This is a genomic window from Pseudomonas sp. B1(2018), from assembly GCF_003097365.1.
Lineage (GTDB): Bacteria > Pseudomonadota > Gammaproteobacteria > Pseudomonadales > Pseudomonadaceae > Aquipseudomonas > Aquipseudomonas laurylsulfatiphila.
Genome location: NZ_PYUK01000004.1, coordinates 384,608 through 403,188, shown reverse-complemented (window position 1 = coordinate 403,188; position 18,581 = coordinate 384,608). Strand labels below are relative to the sequence as shown.

17 protein-coding genes and 1 pseudogene are annotated in these 18,581 nt (G+C 60.5%); 13 read left to right on the top strand and 5 right to left on the bottom strand.

The window, feature by feature from the left end; all coding sequences use genetic code 11:
* A pseudogene (locus C9422_RS32500) lies at positions 1 to 96 on the top strand (IS110 family transposase); the annotation flags it as partial.
* Positions 97 to 146: 50 nt separating this feature from the next.
* On the opposite strand, the gene C9422_RS08990 reads toward C9422_RS32500, so the two are convergent.
* Positions 147 to 998, bottom strand: coding sequence for a glycine betaine ABC transporter substrate-binding protein (locus C9422_RS08990; protein WP_033047503.1), 852 nt, complete (start codon positions 996 to 998; stop codon positions 147 to 149).
* A gap of 287 nt (positions 999 to 1,285) precedes the next feature.
* Here C9422_RS08990 and C9422_RS08980 point away from each other — a divergent pair, with 287 nt between their 5' ends.
* The gene (locus tag C9422_RS08980; RefSeq protein ID WP_116580383.1) at positions 1,286 to 2,881 is read left to right on the top strand and encodes a glycosyl hydrolase family 17 protein; all 1,596 of its coding nucleotides are present in this window, start codon (positions 1,286 to 1,288) and stop codon (positions 2,879 to 2,881) included.
* Between the two features lie 126 nt (positions 2,882 to 3,007).
* Here C9422_RS08980 and C9422_RS08975 read toward each other — a convergent pair whose 3' ends face one another.
* Positions 3,008 to 3,376 (bottom strand): hypothetical protein, encoded by a 369-nt coding sequence (locus C9422_RS08975; RefSeq protein WP_116580382.1) that lies wholly within the window; start codon positions 3,374 to 3,376, stop codon positions 3,008 to 3,010.
* Positions 3,377 to 3,601: 225 nt separating this feature from the next.
* Between C9422_RS08975 and C9422_RS08970 the strand changes: the two genes are divergently transcribed.
* Both C9422_RS08970 and C9422_RS08965 read left to right on the top strand, forming a co-directional pair.
* Complete coding sequence (locus tag C9422_RS08970; RefSeq protein WP_007971404.1) at positions 3,602 to 4,900, top strand: serine protein kinase PrkA; 1,299 nt, start codon at positions 3,602 to 3,604, stop codon at positions 4,898 to 4,900.
* A complete protein-coding gene (locus tag C9422_RS08965) occupies positions 4,893 to 5,681 on the top strand; it encodes a VacJ family lipoprotein (protein ID WP_116580381.1) in 789 nt (262 codons plus the stop codon). The genes C9422_RS08970 and C9422_RS08965 overlap by 8 nt, the downstream gene beginning before the upstream one ends.
* A gap of 127 nt (positions 5,682 to 5,808) precedes the next feature.
* On the opposite strand, the gene C9422_RS08960 is transcribed toward C9422_RS08965, so the two are convergent.
* Complete coding sequence (locus C9422_RS08960) at positions 5,809 to 6,723, bottom strand: DUF808 domain-containing protein (protein ID WP_116580380.1); 915 nt, start codon at positions 6,721 to 6,723, stop codon at positions 5,809 to 5,811.
* Positions 6,724 to 6,857: 134 nt separating this feature from the next.
* Between C9422_RS08960 and C9422_RS08955 the strand changes: the two genes are divergently transcribed.
* Positions 6,858 to 7,466, top strand: coding sequence for a TetR/AcrR family transcriptional regulator (locus C9422_RS08955; protein ID WP_007971410.1), 609 nt, complete (start codon positions 6,858 to 6,860; stop codon positions 7,464 to 7,466).
* A 110-nt stretch (positions 7,467 to 7,576) separates the two neighbouring features.
* Here C9422_RS08955 and C9422_RS08950 read toward each other — a convergent pair whose 3' ends face one another.
* Both C9422_RS08950 and C9422_RS08945 read right to left on the bottom strand, forming a co-directional pair.
* Complete coding sequence (locus C9422_RS08950; protein WP_116580379.1) at positions 7,577 to 8,035, bottom strand: transposase; 459 nt, start codon at positions 8,033 to 8,035, stop codon at positions 7,577 to 7,579.
* A 193-nt stretch (positions 8,036 to 8,228) separates the two neighbouring features.
* Positions 8,229 to 8,669, bottom strand: coding sequence for a heme-binding protein (locus tag C9422_RS08945; RefSeq protein WP_007971412.1), 441 nt, complete (start codon positions 8,667 to 8,669; stop codon positions 8,229 to 8,231).
* 268 nt (positions 8,670 to 8,937) lie between these two features.
* On the opposite strand from C9422_RS08945, the gene gcl reads away from it, so the two are divergent.
* From gcl to C9422_RS08900, 8 genes are all read left to right on the top strand, one after another.
* Entirely contained in the window at positions 8,938 to 10,713 is a 1,776-nt protein-coding gene (gene gcl, locus C9422_RS08940) for a glyoxylate carboligase (protein ID WP_007971413.1), read from the top strand.
* Between the two features lie 48 nt (positions 10,714 to 10,761).
* Positions 10,762 to 11,544, top strand: coding sequence for a hydroxypyruvate isomerase (gene hyi / locus C9422_RS08935; RefSeq protein ID WP_007971414.1), 783 nt, complete (start codon positions 10,762 to 10,764; stop codon positions 11,542 to 11,544).
* A gap of 135 nt (positions 11,545 to 11,679) precedes the next feature.
* Entirely contained in the window at positions 11,680 to 12,573 is an 894-nt protein-coding gene (locus C9422_RS08925) for a 2-hydroxy-3-oxopropionate reductase (RefSeq protein WP_095963879.1), read from the top strand.
* A 170-nt stretch (positions 12,574 to 12,743) separates the two neighbouring features.
* The gene (locus C9422_RS08920; RefSeq protein WP_116580378.1) at positions 12,744 to 14,024 is read left to right on the top strand and encodes a glycerate kinase; all 1,281 of its coding nucleotides are present in this window, start codon (positions 12,744 to 12,746) and stop codon (positions 14,022 to 14,024) included.
* Positions 14,014 to 15,429: a pyruvate kinase gene (gene pyk / locus C9422_RS08915; RefSeq protein WP_007971417.1), complete on the top strand. Its 1,416-nt coding sequence runs from the start codon at positions 14,014 to 14,016 to the stop codon at positions 15,427 to 15,429. The genes C9422_RS08920 and pyk overlap by 11 nt, the downstream gene beginning before the upstream one ends.
* A gap of 145 nt (positions 15,430 to 15,574) precedes the next feature.
* Positions 15,575 to 16,489 (top strand): urea transporter, encoded by a 915-nt coding sequence (locus C9422_RS08910; protein WP_116580377.1) that lies wholly within the window; start codon positions 15,575 to 15,577, stop codon positions 16,487 to 16,489.
* A 21-nt stretch (positions 16,490 to 16,510) separates the two neighbouring features.
* Positions 16,511 to 17,335 (top strand): ion transporter, encoded by an 825-nt coding sequence (locus C9422_RS08905; RefSeq protein WP_007971419.1) that lies wholly within the window; start codon positions 16,511 to 16,513, stop codon positions 17,333 to 17,335.
* Positions 17,336 to 17,515: 180 nt separating this feature from the next.
* Complete coding sequence (locus C9422_RS08900) at positions 17,516 to 18,514, top strand: sulfate ABC transporter substrate-binding protein (RefSeq protein ID WP_116580376.1); 999 nt, start codon at positions 17,516 to 17,518, stop codon at positions 18,512 to 18,514.
* Positions 18,515 to 18,581 lie beyond the last annotated feature (67 nt).

Sequence of the window (18,581 nt, the reverse complement as noted above, 5' to 3'; positions counted from 1 at the left end):
ACCACTCAGGCGCTGGTGATACTGGCTCGCAAGCTTGCTCGGGTCGTATTCGCCCTGCTGAAAGGACAGAGCGAATATCAACCCAAAGCCGGTTGAGGGCTTCCCCTCAACCATAGAATCTCCCACAATTTAAAGCGAGGTGCCTGTTACTTGGTCCAGTCAGCCACGCGCTCAGGATGTTTGGCGACCCAGTCCTTCGCTGCGGCTTCAGGTTTGGCACCGTCCTGAATCGCCAGCATCACCTGGCCGATTTCATCCTTGGACTCCCACTGGAAGTTCTTCAGGAACTTGGCCACTTCCGGTGCCTTGGCCTCAAGCCCTTTGCTGCCGATGTTGTTCACGGTTTCTGCCGCGCCATACACGCCTTTCGGATCTTCGAGGAAGCGCAGTTTCCACTTGGCGAACATCCAGTGCGGTACCCAGCCGGTGACGGCGATGGATTCGTTTTTCTTCTCGGCACGGGTCAGCTCGGCAATCATGCCGGCGCCGGAACTGGCCTTGAGTTGATAACCGGTCAGGTCGTAGTCCTTGATGGCCTGGTCGGTCTTGAGCATCACGCCTGAACCGGCGTCGATGCCGACGATGCGATTCTTGAAGGTGTCGTCGGTTTTCAGGTCCTCGATCGACTTGGCTTTGACGTACTCCGGCACGATCAATCCGATTTTTGCATCCTTGAAGTTCGGGCCGTAATCGACGACCTGATCCTTGTTCTTCGTCCAGTATTCGCCGTGAGTCACCGGCAGCCAGGCCGACAGCATGGCGTCGAGCTTACCGGTCGCCACGCCCTGCCACATGATCCCGGTGGCAACGGCTTGCAGCTTCACGTCATAACCGAGTTTCTGCCTGATCACTTCGGCCGCCACGTTGGTCGTGGCAACGCTGTCCGACCAGCCATCGACGTAACCGATGGTCACTTCCTTCCCGGCGGCACTGGCCACGGTAGAGCTGATCGCCAGCACCAAAGCGGCACCTGCGCCCAAGAGTCGTCGCATCTTCATCGTTACTTCCCCGAAAGTGCTGCGCTCGACGGATGCCGAGTCGCTTAAACGTATTGTTATGGTGCACAGCGCCCCCATCACGCCTCACAGCAAACTCGTCCCGACATCAGCGGAGTACTGACGCCTCGATAATCAACCTGACGCTCATCGCGACCTGCTCTGCCAGCGACCTCAAGGCATCGAGAAACGACATCAGAAAGCCATTAATCCTGACCACGACAAACGCACCTGCCAAACCGCCCGAACTTTGCATGTCAAAATCATGCAGGCCACCAAGCGCGCGGTAAATGCAGGTAACATGCGCCGCTTTGCTCCCACACGGCCTGACCATGTCCGCGACATCCCGCTTTCCTTTTGCTGCTTATCTATTCGCTTGCCTGCTCGGGCTGTTTGCCCTTGGCGGCTTCTGGTACGGCCTTGGCAAACCGGTGATCCTGCCGGACGCGGCCAGCGCCACGCACAAGCTGCAATGCGCGTCCTATACGCCGTTCGACAAGGACCAATCGCCGTTCGACGTGCCATTCAACTTGCGCCCCGAACGTATGGATGCCGACCTCGCACTGCTGTCAAAAAGCTTCGAATGCATCCGCACCTATTCCATGACCGGCCTTGAAGCCCTGCCGGACCTTGCACGCAAGCACGGTTTGAAGTTGATGATCGGCGCCTGGGTCAACAGCAACCCGGTGGACACTGAAAAAGAAGTCGACCTGCTGATCGCTTCGGCCAACGCCAACCCGGATGTGGTCAGCGCAGTGATCGTAGGCAACGAAACCCTGCTGCGCAAGGAAGTCACCGGTGCGCAATTGGCGAGGCTGATCAACAAGGTCAAGAGCCAGGTCAAACAGCCCGTCACCTATGCCGACGTCTGGGAGTTCTGGCTCAAGCACCCTGAAATTGCCCCTGCCGTGGACTTTCTGACCATCCATTTGCTGCCGTACTGGGAGGACGATCCATCGAACATCGACGCCGCCCTGCAACATGTGGCGGAAGTGCGTCAGGTGTTCGGCAACAAATTCGCGCCCAAGGACATACTGATCGGCGAAACCGGCTGGCCCAGCGAAGGCCGCCAGCGCGAAACCGCCCTGCCGAGCCGGGTCAATGAAGCCAAATTCATTCGTGGTTTTGTCGCCATGGCCGAGCAGCAAGGCTGGCATTACAACCTGATCGAAGCCTTCGACCAGCCATGGAAACGCGCCAGTGAAGGCGCGGTCGGCGGCTACTGGGGACTGTTCGATGCCGATCGCCAGGACAAGGGTGTGCTGGCCGGGCCAGTGACAAACGTCCCGTACTGGTCGCAATGGCTGGCGGTGGGCGGCCTGATCTTTATCGGCACCCTGCTGCTTGGCGGCCGGGTTCGCACGACGCGCGCGGCGCTGGTGCTACCACTGCTCGGCGCATTGGCCGCTTGCTCGATTGGCGCCTGGGGCGACCTGGCACGTGTCACCACTCGCTTCACCAGTGAATGGCTGTGGGTCGGGTTGCTGACCGTACTGAATCTGCTGGTGCTGGCCCATGCAGCACTGACGCTGAGTCCGCGTGACGGGTGGCGCGGGCGGGCTTTCGATTTACTGGAGCGCCGTGCTGGCTGGCTGGTTGCAACGGCAGGTTTCGCGGCGGCCGTGATGATGCTGGAACTGGTATTTGACCCGCGTTATCGCAGCTTCCCCAGCGTGGCGTTCATCGTACCGGCGCTGGTCTACCTGTGCCGCCCGGTGAGCGCGCCGCGCCGGGAAATCGCCCTACTGACTTTCATCATTGGCGCCGGCATCGCACCGCAACTGTTTCGCGAAGGTTTACTGAACCAGCAGGCCTGGGGCTGGGCGCTGGTGAGTGTGTTGATGGTTGTTGCGTTGTGGCGTTGCTTGCGGGTTCGCACAGCTTGATTTCGCATTGACCCGACTGGCCTCATCGCGAGCAAGCTCGCTCCCACAATTGATCTTTATCGCACACGGACTTTGTGTTCACTGAAGATCCACTGTGGGAGCGAGCTTGCTCGCGATAGCGGACTATCAGGCGCTGCGGGAAGCCCTGACCAACCGCAACCCCGCAATCACCACCGCAAACACCGCCAGCGTGGTGTTGTACAACGCCAGCGCCGGGAAGCCGAACACCAGCGCCAGCACCGCCAGCCACCAGCCTGCCCGCCCCGGCACGATAAAGCCGATGATCGCCGTGCCCAGCGCAGCCCAGCCCAGAACCCCGAAGTGAATCATCAGGCCCAGGTTCGAACGCACCTGGCATTCCCAACGGCTTGCCTCATCCACGCAAATGCCGACCCATTGCGCATCCTCCATGAAGCCATAACGCGCGCCATAACTGGCGGCCAGCCACACAGGCAGCAAAACAAGCAACAGGATCACGGGCAGGCGGCGAGACATGAAACACTCCAATTGGCGAAAAACGGCGGCCAGCTTAATCGCCCTTGAACCTTTCGCAAGCTATAACAACTGTTAACTGGGCATTCAATCGCTGCAAAGTGTATCGTCCAGCTACTATAACTTCGAAATCAGGCCTGTTTGGTGCCGAGGCTTGGCACTTTGGCGCGTATCCGGTGGTCATAGCCTGCGAATTTCATTTGACACCTTCTTCTAAGGGATTTAGTCATGCTCCGCTCCTTGCGCTTCGCCGCCCTGTTTGGCGGCCTTATATTGAGTGCGTCCGCACTGGCGGTCGACGTTGACGCCGCCAGTTATGGCTACCCCCTGACCAACCCGTTCGAGGCGACCATTGCGACCACGCCGCCGGACCTGCGTCCGGAACTCCCCCTGGACGATGACATCGATCAGACCGTGCGCAGCGTCACCTTGCGTCCGGAACGGGCGTTCGAATTACCGGACAATTTCTGGGCAGTCAAGAAACTCGACTACCGCATTGCCACGCAGGATCACGCCGCGCCGCTGATTTTCCTGATCGCCGGCACCGGTGCGCGCTATGACAGCAGCCTGAACGAATACCTGAAGAAGCTCTATTACAAAGCCGGCTACCACGTGGTGCAGTTGTCATCGCCCACCAGCTATGACTTCATCAGTGCCGCCTCGCGCTTCGCCACACCGGGCGTTTCCAAGGAAGACGCCGAAGATCTGTACCGGGTGATGCAGGCCGTGCGGGCACAGAACCCGAAAGTGCCCGTCACCGATTACTACCTGACCGGGTATAGCCTGGGGGCACTGGATGCCGCTTTCGTCGCGCACCTGGACGAAACCCGCCGCAGCTTCAACTTCAAGAAAGTCCTGCTGCTCAACCCGCCAGTCAACCTCTACACCTCGATCACCAACCTCGACAAGCTGGTCCAGACCGAGGTCAAGGGCATCAACAACAGCACCACGTTCTATGAACTGGTTCTGAACAAACTGACCCGCTACTTCCAGCAGAAGGGCTACATCGACCTCAACGATGCCCTGCTCTACGACTTCCAGCAGTCCAAGCAGCACCTGACCAACGAACAGATGGCCATGTTGATCGGCACCTCGTTCCGCTTCTCGGCGGCCGACATTGCCTTTACCTCGGACCTGATCAACCGTCGCGGCCTGATCACCCCGCCCAAGTTCCCGATCACCGAAGGCACCAGCCTCACGCCATTCCTCAAGCGTGCGCTGCAATGCGACTTCGACTGCTACATCACCGAACAAGTGATCCCGATGTGGCGCGCCCGAACTGACGGCGGCAGCCTGCTGCAATTGATTGATCAAGTGAGCCTGTACGCGCTGAAGGACTATCTGCACGAAAGCCCGAAAATCGCCGTCATGCACAACGCCGACGACGTGATCCTCGGTCCTGGAGACCTGGGCTTCCTGCGCAAGACCTTCGGTGATCGCCTGACCGTTTACCCGCACGGGGGCCACTGCGGCAACATTAACTACCGCGTCAACAGCGACGCCATGCTGGAGTTCTTCCGTGGCTAAATACCTCCTGCTTTTCGCAGCGTTACTCTGTGCAGGCGTCGCGCAAGCCGACAACAGCAAGGCCAACGCTCCCGTGGTCGTCGACAGTGACGGCTTCAAGGAACCGTTGAGCAAACTCAAGTTCAACCCGGGGCTGGACCAGCGCGAATTCGAGCGTTCGACGCTCAGCGCACTGGCCGTCTACGATCCGCTGGAAGAGTGGAACCGGCGCGTCTACCACTTCAACTACCGCTTCGACCAATGGGTATTCCTGCCAGTGGTCAATGGTTACCGCTACGTCACCCCGAGCTTCCTGCGCACCGGCGTCAGCAACTTCTTCAACAACCTCGGCGATGTGCCGAACCTGTTGAACAGCCTGCTGCAACTCAAGGGCCAGCGCTCACTGGAAACCACCGGGCGACTGCTGCTCAACACCACCCTCGGCATCGCCGGCCTGTGGGACCCGGCTACCGCCATGGGCCTGCCGCGCCAGAGCGAGGACTTCGGCCAGACCCTGGGCTTCTACGGCGTGCCGGGCGGCGCTTACTTCGTCCTGCCGATCCTCGGTCCGTCGAACCTGCGTGATACCGGCGGCCTGGTAGTGGATTACACGGCCGAGAATGCGATCAACTTCCTCAACGTGGCCGAGGTCAGCTCCAACCACCCGGAAGTCTGGGTCCTGCGCGGCATCGACAAGCGCAACCAGACCACCTTCCGTTATGGCCAGCTGAACTCGCCATTCGAGTACGAGAAAGTGCGTTACGTGTATACCGAAGCGCGCAAGTTGCAGATTGCCGAGTAATTTCGGCAGCCGAAAAACACTGTGGGAGCGGGCTTGCTCGCGAATAGGGTGTGTCAGACAACCTTTTTGGTGACTGACACACCCTATTCGCGAGCAAGCCCGCTCCCACATTTGTTTAGCGTTGTCTTCAGCCTTTCAGGGCTTTCCAGATCTTGCCGACAGCCATAACCCCAGCCAACACCACCGCCCCCGCCACAATCCCCGCCACGCCATTGAGCAACACCGGCACGATAAATCCGCCACTGCCTGCCGCTGCGCCAACACTTTCGATCCAGTGATGCACCACCGGCACACCGTGCGTGAGAATCCCGCCGCCGACCAGGAACATCGCCGCGGTGCCGATCACCGACAGGCTCTTCATCATGTACGGTGCCGCACGCAGAATCCCGCCGCCGATGCTTTTCGCCATCTGCCCGGGTTTTTGGGTCAACCACAGGCCAAGGTCGTCGAGCTTGACGATACCCGCCACCAGTCCGTACACACCGACCGTCATGACAATGGCAATGCCTGAAAGCACGATGATTTGCTGAGTCAATGGCGCACCGGCCACGGTGCCCAAGGTAATGGCGATGATTTCCGCCGAAAGAATGAAGTCGGTGCGGATCGCGCCTTTGATCTTGTCCTTCTCGAACGCCACCAGGTCAGTGGCAGGATCGGCCACCGCCTCGACCAGCTGCGCATGCGCGACGGCGTCTTCAGCCTTGCTGTGCAGGAACTTGTGGGCAAGTTTTTCAAAGCCTTCGAAGCACAGATAAGCGCCGCCGACCATCAACAACGGCGTGACCAGCCACGGAATGAACGCACTGATCGCCAACGCCGACGGCACCAGGATCAATTTATTGATGAACGACCCCTTGGCGACCGCCCAGACCACCGGGATTTCCCGCTCGGCCCGCACGCCGCTGACTTGCTGGGCATTGAGTGCCAGGTCGTCACCGAGTACGCCGGCCGTTTTCTTGGCGGCCATTTGGGTCATCAATGAGACGTCATCCAGCACGGCCGCGATGTCGTCGATCAGTACCAGCAAACTGCTTCCTGCCATGAATCTTGTTTCCTTCTGCAATGAATGCGCAGCAGCATAGCGCGGCATCACGGGCTGCGGTGCATTCTTGAGCGCCGCGCGAGGCCGGTGATACCATGCGCAACCGCCAGAACAGGCAAGGAATCACCGGGTTTATGAGCACTATCCGCGAGCGCAACAAACAACTGATCCTGCGTGCCGCCAGTGAGGAATTCGCCGACAAAGGCTTCGCTGCGACCAAAACCAGCGACATCGCAGCCAAGGCGGGATTGCCCAAGCCCAACGTCTACTACTACTTCAAATCCAAGGAAAACCTCTACCGCGAGGTCCTGGAAAGCATCATCGAGCCGATCCTGCAGGCTTCGACGCCGTTCAATCCGGACGGCGAACCCGGTGAAGTGCTCAGCGGCTACATTCGCTCGAAAATCCGCATCTCCCGCGACCTGCCTTTCGCCTCCAAGGTGTTCGCCAGCGAAATCATGCACGGCGCACCCCACCTGAGCACCGACCTGGTCGAACAGCTCAATGGCCAGGCCAAACACAACATCGAGTGCATCCAGACCTGGATCGACCGCGGACAAATCGCCCCCATCGACCCCAACCACCTGATGTTCAGCATCTGGGCCGCCACCCAGACCTACGCCGACTTCGACTGGCAGATCACCGCCATCACCGGCAAGGCGAAGCTGGATGAAGAAGATTACGAAGCGGCGGCGCAGACGATTATCCGGTTGGTGCTCAAGGGGTGTGAGCCGGAGCGGTAGACCGCATCAAGGCTATTCGCGAGCAAGCCCACTCCCACAGGGAATTTGCAACACCATGGATCCAATGTGGGAGCGGGCTTGCTCGCGAATGGCGGCAACCCGGTTTTAGATCAAACCCAGATCGCATCCCACAATGGATAGTCACCCAGCTTCCCGACCAGTCCTGCCCGCAATGGGTTAGCTACGACATATCGAGCCAGCTTTACCAGGTCTTCCTCTTTCCGCAGTGCATGATCATGAAAGCCTTGCTGCCAAAGGCTGCCTGTTCTACTGAGCGCCGAATTGACCGCACGAGTGCTCAGGGATTTCGCCTGACACATCAATTGCGCCAACGTCCCCTTTTGCAACTGAATCAGCCAATGAAAATGATCCGGCATGACCACCCAGGCCAGTGTGTCGGCAAAGCCGTCATCCTGTGCTTGCCTGAATTGGTGAACAACCAGTCTGCCAAGGGTGTAATCCCTGAAAACAGGTTCTCGTTTCAAGGTATTGGCAGTCAGTAGATAGATGCGATTTTGCTCGGCGTAGCGGCCGATGCGCAGGCGGTGTGATGCTGACAGCTCAGGCATTCCTTGCCCTCTCTCATGTTGAAGTCATGAAAAGGCTAGTTCAGGGCCACGGACCAATGGGGTAGAGCTTTAGCTGGATGTGTCTGGGAGATCGCTTTCGCGAGCAAGCCCGCTCCCACAGGGGATTTGCAACACCGTAGATCCAGTGTGGGAGCGGGCTTGCTCGCGAAAGCGGTAGATCAGTCAGCGAAGATCAAGCAGCCACCCCCGCATCCGCCACCAACCCCAACGCCTCGATGGCATTGATCGCGCACTGCTCGTCAACATCCGAAAGATCGCCGCTGATCCCCACCGCCCCCAGCACATTCCCGTCCTGATCCCGCACCAGCACACCACCCGGTGCCGGCACGACACTGCCCTGCCCCAGGCTGTTCAACGCGGCGATAAACGCCGGGCGTTGCTGGGCGTCCAGCGCCAGCAGGCGTGAGCCCTTGCCCAGCGCAATGGCGCCCCAGGCCTTGCCGATGGCGACGTGCGGGCGCAGCAGGCTCGCGCCGTCTTCGCGTTGCAGGGTGATCAGATGCCCGCCGGCATCCAGTACCGCGATGGTCAAGGGTGCCGCGGCGATTGCACGCCCTGCGTTGATGGCCTCGTTGACCAGGTTGACTGCGACTTTCAAGGTTAAAGCGCTCATGGTGCCGTCCTCATTTTGTTATAGGGAAAGTCGTGGGGCTGCGCTTTTGTGCCGCAGCCCGATGCCACAAATAGAACACAATGAATTATTTTTTTGTATACAATAATTCTCGAAAGGCGCCACATGCGACGAAAAGCCACAGTAGAACTGGCTTCCGACGAATGAAACAAGCGCTTGAGAAAATGGATTGACCTGCGCCGTCCGCCGTGAATACACTCTGCGCAAAGCCACTTGTATACAATTACAAAACGTAAAGAGGCACAAAACCATGAGCAAAATGAGAGCAATCGAAGCCGCCGTTCTGGTGATGCGCCGTGAAGGGGTCGATACCGCTTTTGGCATCCCGGGTGCCGCCATCAACCCGCTGTACTCCGCCCTGCAAAAGGTCGGCGGCATCGATCACGTACTCGCTCGCCACGTTGAAGGCGCCTCGCACATGGCCGAGGGCTACACCCGTACCAAGGCCGGCAACATCGGCGTGTGCATTGGCACTTCCGGCCCTGCCGGCACCGACATGGTCACCGGGCTCTACAGCGCCTCGGCCGACTCGATTCCAATCCTCTGCATCACAGGGCAAGCACCCCGCGCCCGTATGCACAAGGAAGACTTCCAGGCTGTCGACATCACCAGCATCGTCAAGCCAGTCACCAAGTGGGCGACCACCGTTCTGGAACCGGGCCAGGTGCCTTACGCGTTCCAGAAAGCCTTCTATGAAATGCGCTCCGGCCGTCCAGGCCCGGTGCTGATCGACCTGCCGTTCGACGTACAGATGGCGGAAATCGAATTCGACATCGACGCTTACCAGCCACTGCCGCTGGCCAAGCCGACCGCCAGCCGGGTTCAGGTCGAGAAGGCCCTGGCCTTGCTGGATCAGGCCGAGCGTCCATTGCTGGTGGCCGGTGGCGGCATCATCAATGCCGACGCCAGCGATCTGCTGGTGGAGTTCGCCGAGCTGACCGGTATTCCGGTTGTCCCGACCTTGATGGGCTGGGGCACCATTCCCGACGATCACCCGCTGATGGTAGGCATGGTTGGCTTGCAGACCTCGCACCGCTACGGCAACGCGACCATGCTCAAGTCTGACGTGGTGCTGGGCATCGGTAACCGTTGGGCCAACCGTCACACCGGTTCGGTCGACGTCTACACCGAAGGCCGCAAGTTCATCCACGTCGACATCGAAGGCACGCAGATCGGCCGCGTGTTCACCCCGGACCTGGGCATCGTGTCCGACGCCGCTGCCGCGCTGACCGTGTTCATCGAAGTCGCTCGCGAATGGCAAGCCGCCGGCAAGCTGAAGAACCGCAGCGCCTGGCTGCAAGACTGCCAGCAGCGTAAAGCCAGCCTGCAGCGCAAGACTCACTTCGACAACGTGCCGGTCAAGCCGCAGCGCGTTTACGAAGAGATGAACCAGGTGTTCGGCAAGGACACCTGCTACGTCAGCACCATCGGTCTGTCGCAGATTGCCGGCGCGCAGTTCCTGCACGTCTACAAGCCGCGTCACTGGATCAACTGCGGTCAGGCAGGCCCTCTGGGCTGGACCATTCCGGCAGCGCTGGGTGTGGTCAAGGCTGATCCGAACCGTAAAGTCGTGGCCCTGTCGGGGGACTATGACTTCCAGTTCATGATCGAGGAATTGGCGGTGGGCGCGCAGTTCAAGTTGCCGTACATCCACGTCGTGGTGAACAACTCGTACCTGGGCCTGATCCGCCAGGCACAGCGCGGTTTCGACATGGACTACTGCGTACAGCTGTCCTTCGACAACCTGAACGCACCGGAACTCAACGGCTACGGTGTGGACCACGTCGCGGTGGCCGAAGGCCTGGGCTGCAAGGCTCTGCGTGTGTTCGAACCGGCTCAGATCCAGCCTGCCCTGCGCAAGGCTCAGGAACTGATCGAAGAGTTCAAGGTTCCGGTGATCGTCGAGATCATCCTGGAGCGCGTGACCAACATTTCCATGGGCACCGAGATCAACGCCGTCAACGAATTCGAAGACCTGGCGCTGGTCGGCGACGACGCACCGACTGCGATTTCGCTGCTGGACTAACTGCTGACCGCTCCCACAAGGGACCTCATACATATACGGGAGACCACCATGCCGCGTTTCGCAGCCAACCTGTCCATGCTGTTCACCGAACAGGACTTTCTTGCCCGTTTCGAAGCGGCCGCCAAAGCCGGCTTCAGTGGTGTCGAGTACCTGTTCCCGTACGACTTCAGCTCCGCCGAAATCAAGGCCAAGCTCGACGCCAACGGCCTGACCCAAGTGCTGTTCAACCTGCCGGCCGGCGACTGGGCCAAGGGCGAGCGCGGTATCGCGTGCCTGCCGGACCGGGTTGAAGAGTTCCGTGCCGGTGTCGATCTGGCCATCGCCTACGCGCAAGTGCTGGGCAATACCCAGGTCAACTGCCTGGCCGGTATCCGGCCGCAGGGCTTTGACGATGCCACCGTGGAGAAAACCTTCGTCGCCAACCTCAAGTACGCGGCCGACAAGCTGCAAGCGGCAGGGATCAAGCTGGTGATGGAAGCGATCAACACCCGTGACATTCCAGGTTTCTATCTGAACAACACGGCGCAAGCCCTGTCGATTCGCGAGCAGGTCGGCAGCGCCAACCTGTTCCTGCAATACGACATCTACCACATGCAAATCATGGAAGGCGACCTGGCCCGCACCCTGCAATCGCACCTGGGCGAGATCAACCATGTGCAGCTCGCGGACAACCCGGGGCGCAACGAACCAGGCACCGGTGAAATCAACTACCGCTTCCTGTTCGAACACCTGGACCGCATCGGTTACCAGGGCTGGGTCGGTTGCGAATACAAGCCGCTGACCACCACCGAAGCAGGCCTGGGCTGGCTCAAAACCCACAACGCAATCTAACAAGACACGGGCAACCCTGTGTAGGAGCTGCCGCAGGCTGCGATCTTTTGATCTTGCCTTTCAAGATCAAGATCAAAAGATCGCAGCCTTCGGCAGCTCCTACAGGGGGGCACACAAAAACAAGAGGATTTTCTCATGGCTAAAATCGGATTTATCGGCACCGGCATCATGGGCCACCCAATGGCGTTGAACCTGCAGAAAGCCGGTCACAGCCTGTTCCTGTCGGCGCACCACGACGCCGCCCCTGCCGACCTGGTCGCCGCTGGCGCCGTTGCTCTGGCGAACCCGAAAGAAGTCGCCCAGGAAGCCGAGTTCATCATCGTCATGGTGCCGGATACCCCGCAGGTCGACGACGTGCTGTTCCGTGCCGACGGTATCGCTGCCGGCGTGGGCAAAGGCAAAGTAGTGATCGACATGAGCTCGATCTCGCCGACCGCCACCAAGGCTTTCGCCGCGAAGATCAACGAAAAAGGCGCGCAATACCTCGACGCCCCGGTCTCCGGTGGTGAAGTCGGCGCCAAGGCGGCGACCCTGAGCATCATGGTCGGCGGCGATGCCGACGCCTTCGAACGCGCCCTGCCGCTGTTCCAGGCCATGGGCAAGAACATCACCCTGGTCGGTGGCAACGGCGACGGTCAAACCGCCAAGGTGGCCAACCAGATCATCGTGGCCCTGAACATCCAGGCGGTGGCCGAAGCCCTGCTGTTCGCTTCGAAAAACGGTGCCGATCCAGCCAAGGTGCGTGAAGCACTGATGGGCGGTTTCGCCTCCTCGAAGATCCTCGAAGTGCACGGCGAGCGCATGATCAAGGGCACCTTCGATCCGGGCTTCCGCATCAGCCTGCACCAGAAGGACCTGAACCTGGCCCTGCAAGGCGCCAAGGAGCTGAACATCAACCTGCCGAACACCGCCAACACCCAGCAAGTGTTCAGCACCTGCGCGGCCATCGGCGGCAGCAACTGGGACCACTCGGCGCTGATCAAGGGCCTGGAACACATGGCGAACTTCTCGATTCGCGACAAAAAATAATCTGCGCCTCTGGCTCGCCCCCTGAGGGAGCGGGCTTACCCGCGATGGCATCGATGCGGTTTTCCTGAATGACCGCGGCGCCTGAATCGCTGGCAAGCCAGCTCCCACAGGACCGAGTCGCAACACCTGCTGTCGTCTTATCCCAATAACAAGAATTCCGGGAGCCCGCCATGTCGGTCGATCCGCAACAATTGCTGCGCGAGCTGTTTGCCACAGCCATCGACGCGGCGCATCCGCAACAAGTCCTCGAAGCCCATCTGCCTGCCGACCGCAGCGGTCGCGTGATCGTCATCGGCGCCGGCAAAGCCGCGGCCGCCATGGCCCAGGTGGTCGAGCGTTGCTGGCAGGGCGAAGTGTCAGGCCTGGTGGTGACCCGTTACGGTCACGGCGCACCTTGCGAAAAAATCGAAGTGGTCGAAGCTGCACATCCAGTACCGGACGCTGCAGGTCTGGCCGTGGCCAAGCGTGTGCTGGAGCTGGTCAGCGACCTCAACGAATCCGACCGCGTGATCTTCCTGCTCTCCGGCGGCGGCTCTGCCCTGCTGGCGCTGCCGGCCGAAGGCATCACCCTGGCGGACAAGCAGTCGATCAACAAAGCCCTGCTCAAGTCCGGCGCGACCATCGGCGAGATGAACTGCGTGCGCAAGCACCTCTCGGCGATCAAGGGCGGCCGCCTGGGCAAAGCCTGCTGGCCGGCCACTGTCTACACCTATGCGATTTCCGATGTACCGGGCGACCTCGCCACGGTCATCGCCTCCGGCCCTACCGTGGCCGACCCGAGCACCTCAACCGAAGCCCTGGCGATCCTCAAACGCTACGCCATCGAGGTTCCGGCCTCGGTGCGCACCTGGCTGCAAAGCCCCGAGTCGGAAACCGTCAAACCCGGCGACCCGAGCCTGGCACGCAGTCATTTCCAATTGATCGCCCGTCCGCAGCAATCCCTTGAAGCTGCGGCGGTGAAATGCCGTCAGGCCGGGTTCAGCCCGCTGATCCTCGGCGACCTCGAAGGCGAATCCCGCGAGGTGGCGAAGGTCCACGCCGGCATCGCGCGCCAGATCGTCCTGCACGGTCAGCCGCTGGCGGCGCCCTGCGTGATTCTCTCGGGCGGTGAAACCACCGTCACCGTGCGCGGCAATGGCCGTGGCGGGCGCAACGCCGAGTTCCTGCTGAGCCTGACCGACAGCCTCAAAGGCCTGCCCGGCGTCTACGCACTGGCCGGTGACACCGACGGCATCGACGGCTCGGAAGACAACGCCGGCGCAATCATGACCCCGGACAGCTACGCCCGCGCCGCCGCAAAGGGCCTGAGCGCCAGCGACGAGTTGGACAACAACAATGGCTACGGCTATTTCGAGGCACTCGACGCCCTGATCGTCACCGAGCCGACCCGAACCAACGTCAACGACTTCCGCGCCATTCTGATCCTTGAGAGCACTAAACATGACGCCTGACAAAAAGGTCAAAATCCTCGCCACGCTCGGCCCGGCCATCGACGGCATCGACGACATCCGTGAGCTGGTGCTGGCCGGGGTCAACATCTTCCGCCTGAACTTCAGCCATGGCGATCACGCCGACCACGCCCAGCGTTTCCAGTGGATTCGTGAAGTCGAGCGCCAACTGAATTATCCATTGGGCATCCTGATGGACCTGCAAGGCCCGAAACTGCGGGTCGGCAAGTTCGCCGAAGGCAAGGTGCAGCTGGTACGTGGCCAGGCCCTGCGCCTGGACCTCGACGCCACGCCGGGCGATGAGCGCCGGGTCAACCTGCCCCACCCGGAAATCATCGCCGCGCTCGAGCCGGGCATGGACCTGTTGCTGGACGACGGCAAGTTGCGCCTGCGGGTCGTGACCAAATACGCCGACGCCATCGACACCACCGTGCTCAATGGCGGCGAACTGTCGGACCGCAAAGGCGTGAACGTGCCGCAAGCGGTGCTCGACCTGAGCCCGCTGACCGCCAAGGATCGCCGCGACCTGACCTTCGGTCTGGAGCTGGGCGTTGACTGGGTCGCGCTGTCGTTCGTGCAACGCCCCGACGACATCCGCGAAGCCCGCAGCCTGATCGGCGACAAAGCCTTCCTGATGGCCAAGATCGAGAAGCCCTCGGCTGTCGAACAACTGCGCGAGATCGCCGAATTGAGCGATGCGATCATGGTCGCCCGGGGTGACCTGGGCGTGGAAGTGCCGGCCGAAAGCGTGCCGCAGATCCAGAAGAACATCATCAGCACCTGCCGTCAGCTCGGCAAACCGGTGGTGGTGGCCACGCAGATGCTGGAGTCGATGCGCTTCTCGCCGGCGCCCACCCGCGCCGAAGTCACAGACGTAGCCAACGCAGTGGCCGAAGGTGCGGACGCGGTGATGCTGTCGGCGGAAACCGCGTCCGGCGAATACCCGCTCGAAGCCGTGCAGATGATGAGCAAGATCATCCGCCAGGTGGAAAACGGTCCGGACTACCAGACCCAACTGGACGTCAGCCGACCGAAAGCCGAGGCCACCGTTTCCGACGCGATCAGCTGCGCCATTCGCCGTATCAGCAACGTGCTGCCAGTGGCGGTGCTGGTCAATTACAGCGAATCCGGTGCGTCGAGCCTGCGTGCGGCGCGGGAGCGGCCGACCGTGCCGATCCTCAACCTGACGCCGAACCTGCAGACCGCCCGTCGCCTGAGCGTGGCCTGGGGTGTGCACTCGGTGGTCAACGATCGCCTGCGCCAGGTCGATGAAGTCTGCTCCACAGCACTGGAGATCGCCCAGGCCCAAGGCATGGCGCAGCGTGGCGACACCTTATTGATCACCGCCGGTGTGCCCTTTGGGCAGCCGGGATCGACTAACTCTCTGCGTATCGAGACATTGATCTAGCGCCCATACCGGCCTCATCGCGAGCAAGCTCGCTCCCACATTGGTTTTGTGTCGTTTACAGAACCAAGACTGAACAAAGATTCAGTGTGGGAGCGAGCTTGCTCGCGATGCAGGCAACTCGGTTTCACTGACTCTCAGACCTGCCATGCCTGCCAACCACTTCAACACCCACTGCCCCGACTGGGCCGAAGCCTTGCTCAACGGCTTCAGCCAGATCTTTCTCCAGCGTAATCCGCTGTGCGGCCTGCTGTGCCTCCTGGCAATCCTGTTCACTGCGCCCGCCTTGCTGGGCGGCGCCTTGCTCGGCGGTGTCGCCGGGTTGCTCACCGCGCAACGTCGCAACTACGCCAAGGCTGACCGTCAGGCCGGATTGTTCAGCTACAACGGCGTTCTGCTCGGTCTGTTGCTGAGCCTGTACTTCCCCTGGTCGGCGATGATGCCGCCACTGATTCTGGCCGCCGGTGGCCTGAGCGCGATGTTCACCCAACAGTGGCTCAAGCGCGTCCGGTTCAGCCAATACCTCCCCGCCTACACCACGCCATTCGTGGTGCTGAGCTGGGTGCTGCTGTGCTTCGCCGCGCCCTCGACAGAGGCGCATTTGATCGAGGTCAGCACCCTGAACATGCTCGCCGCCCCTTTCAAAGGCATCGGTCAGGTGATGTTCCTCGGTCATCCGCTGGCCGGTGCGATGATTGCCGCCGGCTTGCTCATCGCTGATCGCCGCGCCTTCTGCTGGGCGTTGTTGGCGTCTGGTGCGGGCATGGGCTGGAGCCTGCTGCAGCACGACTTCTACACCGCACTGCTGGGCCTCGGCGGCTACAACGCGGTACTCGCTGCCCTCGCTTTCAGTTCGCAGCGTCGCCAACCTTGGCTGCCGCTGGTCGGCATCGGCCTGGCGCTGTTGCTGACACCGGTGTTCGCCGCCTTCGGCCTGCCCACGCTGACCGCGCCGTTCATTCTTGCCTGCTGGCTGATCCGCACGGTTATTCAGGTGCTCGGCAAAGCCAGGGTCGAAAGCGCGCCTTGCGCTACCGGGGAGAATCAACCTAGGCTGCGCTGATCATCGAGTCAGGCGTTATCCATGGACAGCAACAAACACTGGCGTGAAGACCTTTACGTCATGATTTTCCAGACCGACACCCAGGCGGGTCGGCGCTTCGACGGCATCCTGCTGTTGATCATCCTCGCCAGCCTGGTGATCGTGATGCTCGACAGCATCGACAGCGTTCACCGCAACTACGCCGATGTACTCGCCTATATCGAGTGGGGCTTCACGGTGATTTTCCTCGGCGAATACATCCTGCGCCTGTACTGTTCGCCCAAACCCCTGCGCTACGCCTTCAGCTTTTACGGACTGGTGGACCTGCTGGCCATCGTGCCCGGCATCCTCGCGCTGTATTACGCCGATGCGCAGTATCTGCTGATAATCCGGATCATCCGCATGCTGCGGATTTTCCGTGTGCTTAAGCTCAGCCCTTATCTCAAGCAAGCCAACTACCTGATGTCGGCGCTACGCGGCAGCAAGCAGAAAATCGTGGTGTTCCTGGTCAGCGTCTGTACGTTGGTGACGGTATTCGGCACGCTGATGTATGTGATCGAAGGCCCCGAACATGGCTTCACCAGCATTCCCAAAGGCATCTATTGGGCTATCGTGACCCTGACCACCGTGGGCTTCGGCGACATCGTGCCGAAGACGCCGCTGGGCCAGGTGATATCGTCGCTGGTGATGATCACCGGTTACTCGATCATCGCCGTGCCGACCGGGATTTTCACCGCCGAACTGGCCAACGCCATGCGCGGCGATCAACTTCAACACGATTGCCCGGTGTGCAAGAAAAACAGCCACGAACACGGCGCTGCATTCTGCTCCCGTTGCGGCAACGCACTGTTCAAGAAACTGGAATAAGCAAAGAGCTTTTTAATCTTTAAAGGACTAAACGACCCCGGCTATAGTCGCGTGCTTTAAAACCAACAAATAACCTGTAGGAGCTGCCGCAGGCTGCGATCTTTTGATTTTTCGTTTTTTAAAAGCAAGATCAAAAGATCGCAGCCTGCGGCAGCTCCTACATAGAACAGGGAATTCGCAGTGAAAAAACTCTTTGGCGCCTCGCTTCTCGCCGCTGGCCTGGCCCTGGGCAACATCGCCCAGGCGGCACCGACGCTGCTCAACGTTTCCTACGACGTGATGCGCGACTTCTACAAGGACTACAACACTGCGTTCCAGAAACACTGGCAAGCCGAGCACAACGAAAACATCACCCTGCAGATGTCCTTCGGCGGCTCCAGCAAACAGGCACGCTCGGTGATCGACGGCCTGCCGGCGGATGTCATCACCATGAACATGGCCACCGACATCAATGCCCTGGCGGACAACGGCAAACTGGTCCCGGAAAACTGGGTCACGCGCCTGCCGAACAACAGCGCGCCGTTCACCTCGGCCACCGTGTTCATCGTGCGCAAAGGCAACCCGAAAGCCCTGAAAGACTGGCCGGACCTGCTCAAGGATGGCGTGCAAGTCATCGTGCCGAACCCGAAGACTTCGGGGAACGGTCGCTACACCTACCTCTCGGCCTGGGGCTACGTGCTGAAAAACGGCGGTGACGAGAACAAGGCCAAAGACTTCGTCGGCAAGCTGTTCAAGCAAGCGCCGGTACTCGATACCGGTGGCCGCGCCGCCACCACCACCTTCATGACCAACCAGATCGGCGACGTGCTGGTGACCTTCGAGAACGAAGCGGAAATGATCGCCCGCGAGTTCGGTCGTGATCAGTTCGAAGTCATCTACCCAAGCGTTTCCGCCGAAGCCGAGCCACCGGTGTCGGTGGTCGACAAAACCGTCGACAAGAAAGGCACCCGCGCCGCCGCCGAGGAATACCTGAAGTACCTGTGGTCGCCGGATGGCCAGGAGATCGCTGCCGCCAATTACCTGCGCCCGCGTGACCCGGCCGTGCTGGCCAAGTACACCGACCGTTTCCCGAAAGTGGACTTCCTGTCCGTCGAGAAGACCTTCGGTGACTGGCGTACCGTGCAGAAGACCCACTTCAACGATGGCGGGATTTTCGACCAGATCTACAGCGGTAAGTGATCGCTGAGCGGCAATGAACAAGGCGACCTGTGCAGGTCGCCTTTTTTGTGAACACCCCGAACGACTG